We start from the raw sequence: 3917 nt of genomic DNA on the forward strand, positions 1-3917 counted from the left end.
CGCAGCGAGCAACTCTACAGTAGCGCGTGCGCATGCTACACGTCCATCTAATGGAACGTCCAATAGCCTTCGCCGTTTCCTCTAACGACATTCCCGGTTCCAGGGGCAGCAATACCGCTTGTGCCGCCCTCAACTCCTCTGCTGTTTTTGCTGTTCTCAATAATTCCCGGGCCGTTACTAATTGATCTATTCCACTTGCTTTTCTTCCCATGATTTTTTCCTCGTAATTCATGGCTATATTGTTTCATTTCTTCATTTTTCAATGCAAATTGGAATTACTCTCCAATTCGATACTGTAGCGCATGCTCTCAAATTTGGTGTTCTGGTGTAAGAGGTAGTGTTGATGGAGTAGCTCTTTTAGTTGCAGAGGTGCTGATGAGCACATCTAATTCCATTTCTAAATCAAAACTGACTTTGTCGGCTTCACCTTGTCGTATTATTTATACTGTCTGCGGCTCACCTTCGCGTCATTTTTGATTTGGAAATGGAATAAGACTATGAATTATCCAGTTAAACACTGAGTCTATTAATATAGTCTGGATGGTATTGATCAAGTATTTGTTCCAAGTGCATCCGGAGTAAGTTATCGCTGGCATTTGCCGCTGCTTCTCCGGCTTCCTGCATTATTCAATATCAGGGATTAACAATTTCAGCGCTGCAGCTTATTACTAGCTTGGACGAACTCGGCAAACCCAGCGAGAAAATCCCGAAGTTGCTCACGCGCTGCTTCATCCACCATCTCACCCGATTCGTTGAAGACGTGATTCGCCCGTGATACGAGTAGTCGTCCCCCAAACCATGGGCGCATGCCCAATGTCCGCAACACAGGGAGCCAGGCATTTTGGGACAGGACTGTGCCAAATCCGCCAGGTGTCGCACCCATCACCGCAACCGGACAATTACCAAAAACCCGCACAATACTGCTTGGTGGTCGCGATAGCCAGTCGATCGCATTTTTGAATACGCCCGGGATAGAATTATTGTACTCTGGAGTAGCTAGCAATAATCCATCCGCAGCAGCAATTTGTTCTTGCAGCACAATAACTGTTTGAGGAATACCTTCGTTGACCTCGATGTCTCCATCATAGAGCGGAATGCCTTTGAGTGTCGCGATCTCCAGCATGGCTCCGTTCGGCATTAGTCCTGCAGCCATACGCAGCAGTGCCGTATTGTACGAACCACTACGCAGACTTCCTGTAATTCCGATGATTTTTATCATAATGCCTTTCTGTGATGTTGATAAACCTGAAAATAGGCTATTTGCAATGTCACTGTATAGCGCAAGTGTGCTGAGTGTAGCCGATGTGTTTCGTAATACGTATAGATTTAAAATTATCTATGGATAAGCGGCTCATGTTTAAGGTGAAAGCTTATGTCGGATACAATAAAGTACTCACTTTTATTTGTCCTCAATACTATATTTTTTTCCCCATTCATCCATTGCATACAGGATAGTTTGCAGTGAATGCTCTACCGGAGATAACGAATATTCAACGCGCGGGGGAATTTCGTTGAAATTATTCCTGATAATTAATTGGTCTGCTTCCATTTCTCGCAATTGCCTGCTTAGGGTACGGTGAGTAATTCCTGTTAAGTGCCTTTTGAGCTCGTTAAACCGCATCGTACCGTTTAATAGATAGTAAGATAATCAAAACCTTCCAGCGTCCCCCAATCACTTTCAGCGTCACTTCTACGGGACAGCAAACTTCTTTTTTTTGGCATTTGGCTTTCCTATCTCTGACAGTATCCTTTTTGTGCATACTTGCAATTTATCCTGATGGCATTAATCTACCGCGTAAATGCAAAATCTTGTTGGAGGATAATAAGCCATACAGATAATAAAATCAGATGCATCCGTTAAGAAGTTGTTACGCATCCAACGAAATCCAGAGCAGCACTGGGTTGGTGATGGTTTTCCTGTGCGCACACTGTTTTCCTATCCAGCACTGGGCTCCATGATCAGTCCTTTTTTGCTGTTTGATTATGCAGGTCCCATGGAATTCTCACCGACTGAAAACAGTCACCATTGTGTATAGCGGTGAAGTGGAACATCGTGATAGCTCAGGCGGTGGCGGCAAAATTAGCCCAGGCGATGTGCAATGGATGACGGCAGCTTCCGGTCTGGTTCACGCAGAGTTTCATGGCCGGGATTTTGCGCGACATGGTGGTGTGCTTGAGATGGTGCAACTATGGATAAACTTACCTGCCAAGGATAAGATGTCGCACCCCATTATCAAAGTATTCTGGATAGTCAGATTCCCGCCGTCAATCTGCCGGAGGGTCAAGGAAGGGCGCGCGTCATTGCGGGTGAATTCGAAGGAATTGCAGGACCAGCACACACTTTTACCCCCATTAACGTGTGGGATTTGTACTTAACAAGCAAATAGCCCATCAACCTCGCCGTACCCGATGGCTACAACACATTGCTGGCAGTGCTCAAGGGGTCGGCGCACGTCAATGGATCTGAAACCATTGGTGCAGCAGAAGTTGGTCTGTTTGATCGGGCAGGTGATTATATTCGTATCGACAACGCACACAATACAACGGCACTGCTGCTTTGCGGTGAACCGATCGATGAACCCATCGCAGGAAGCGGCCCATTTGTGATGAACACGACGGAGGAAATACGCCAGGCGATGGCAGATTATCAGAGCGGCAAAATGGGAAAAATACAGGCGCACTGACAACATAGTGATTGGTAATCAGTCAATCTTGTTGTTAAGCCGCGATCTTTTTATCGCAACCAAACCATAGTAAGACACCATAAGTCACATCAATCCCGACGAAACCCTCATGCTTCTTATCGATCACCAGAGCGGCCTGTTCCAATTGGTCAAGGACATATTTGCCAATCTTTATGCGGATCATCCGAGATGCTGCATTACCGGTTGCTGATCGAGAACTATGACAAGGCCCAGGCAGTCCAGAAAGCGAAGAACTGAGTTTGGCTTTGCTTGCAACTCTTAACAGAATCTGCATGAGAAACTCAACGATTTAAATATTTTGCTTAGGAGTTGGCTGAATCTATTTTTTAGATGTCTCATTATTAATAACCATAAGGAGTAAAGAAATGAGCAAGACTTTTAAATATAACCGGCTTTCCAAGGAAGATGCAGTTTTACTCCTGGTAGATCACCAGGCAGGCCTAATCTCGCTGGTGCAGGATTTTTCACCGAATGAGTTTAAGAACAACGTGCTGGCCCTGACAGCTTGTGGCAAATATTTTAAGCTGCCAACCATTCTGACAACCAGTTTCGAAGATGGTCCGAATGGGCCGTTGGTACCGGAAATCAAAGAAATGTTCCCTGATGCGCCCTACATTGCACGTCCCGGCAATATCAACGCCTGGGACAACGAAGATTTCGTCAAGGCGATCAAAAAGACCGGCCGCAAACAGCTTATCATCGCCGGCGTAGTCACCGAAGTCTGCGTAGCCTTTCCGGCATTATCTGCAATCGAGGAAGGTTATGAAGTATTCGTAGTCACTGACGCTTCCGGCACCTTCAATGAAGTAACTCGCGATGCTGCTTGGGCACGCATGCAATCAACCGGTGTACAGTTGATGAGCTGGTTTGGTGTGGCCTGCGAATTGCACCGCGACTGGCGTGACGATGTCGAAGGTCTGGGCGCCCTATTCTCCAGTTACATTCCTAACTACCGGAATCTGATGACCAGTTACTTCGCCATCACCAAGAAATAAGACAGTACGGAATGCGAGAAAGCGGATAGCTACCGCGTTCCGTCCGGCATTTTATTGTCTCGTCACTGAGGAGGAACTCGGCTTCAGCAGCGTGAGACTTTCCGCAAACAGTCGCACTAATCAACGTGAGTTCGACATAAGAAAAGAAGTAAAAGGAATCTGAATTCCTTATGATGAAGCGAATTTGGAAAAGAGTTTCATCATTAGAGGAGTCAGA

The 3917-nt window shown here is 46.1% G+C and carries 6 protein-coding genes and 1 pseudogene; 2 read left to right on the forward strand and 5 right to left on the reverse strand.

The features are described 5' to 3' along the window. From BLV54_RS14640 to BLV54_RS17065, 3 genes are all read right to left on the reverse strand, one after another. A partial coding sequence (locus BLV54_RS14640) for a helix-turn-helix domain-containing protein (RefSeq protein WP_339389448.1) occupies positions 1–211 on the reverse strand: 211 nt, incomplete at its 3' end. A gap of 438 nt (positions 212–649) precedes the next feature. Beyond that, a complete protein-coding gene (locus BLV54_RS14645) occupies positions 650–1219 on the reverse strand; it encodes an NADPH-dependent FMN reductase (protein ID WP_090572336.1) in 570 nt (189 codons plus the stop codon). 180 nt (positions 1220–1399) lie between these two features. Then, the gene (locus tag BLV54_RS17065; protein ID WP_256329548.1) at positions 1400–1621 is read right to left on the reverse strand and encodes a winged helix-turn-helix transcriptional regulator; all 222 of its coding nucleotides are present in this window, start codon (positions 1619–1621) and stop codon (positions 1400–1402) included. Positions 1622–1838: 217 nt separating this feature from the next. On the opposite strand from BLV54_RS17065, the pseudogene BLV54_RS14655 reads away from it, so the two are divergent. Further along, positions 1839–2684 (forward strand): annotated as a pseudogene (locus tag BLV54_RS14655) (pirin family protein). Positions 2685–2718: 34 nt separating this feature from the next. On the opposite strand, the gene BLV54_RS16290 reads toward BLV54_RS14655, so the two are convergent. Next, positions 2719–2979, reverse strand: coding sequence for a hypothetical protein (locus tag BLV54_RS16290; RefSeq protein ID WP_090572337.1), 261 nt, complete (start codon positions 2977–2979; stop codon positions 2719–2721). A gap of 91 nt (positions 2980–3070) precedes the next feature. Here BLV54_RS16290 and ycaC point away from each other — a divergent pair, with 91 nt between their 5' ends. Continuing rightward, a complete protein-coding gene (ycaC, locus tag BLV54_RS14665; RefSeq protein ID WP_090572338.1) occupies positions 3071–3700 on the forward strand; it encodes an isochorismate family cysteine hydrolase YcaC in 630 nt (209 codons plus the stop codon). Here the strand turns inward: ycaC and BLV54_RS16545 are convergent. Further along, a partial coding sequence (locus BLV54_RS16545) for a hypothetical protein (protein WP_218132426.1) occupies positions 3687–3917 on the reverse strand: 231 nt, incomplete at its 5' end. The two genes, ycaC and BLV54_RS16545, sit on opposite strands and share 14 nt — an antisense overlap.

The sequence above is a fragment of the Nitrosomonas sp. Nm33 genome (assembly GCF_900107265.1).
In the GTDB taxonomy this organism is placed as follows: Bacteria; Pseudomonadota; Gammaproteobacteria; order Burkholderiales; family Nitrosomonadaceae; genus Nitrosomonas.

Coding starts and splice junctions, on each gene's coding strand:
- BLV54_RS16290 (WP_090572337.1), bottom strand. CDS start 2,979: ATGCAGATTCTGTTAAGAGTTGCAAGCAAAGCCAAACTCAGTTCTTCG.
- BLV54_RS14645 (WP_090572336.1), bottom strand. CDS start 1,219: ATGATAAAAATCATCGGAATTACAGGAAGTCTGCGTAGTGGTTCGTAC.
- BLV54_RS17065 (WP_256329548.1), bottom strand. CDS start 1,621: ATGCGGTTTAACGAGCTCAAAAGGCACTTAACAGGAATTACTCACCGT.
- ycaC (WP_090572338.1), top strand. CDS start 3,071: ATGAGCAAGACTTTTAAATATAACCGGCTTTCCAAGGAAGATGCAGTT.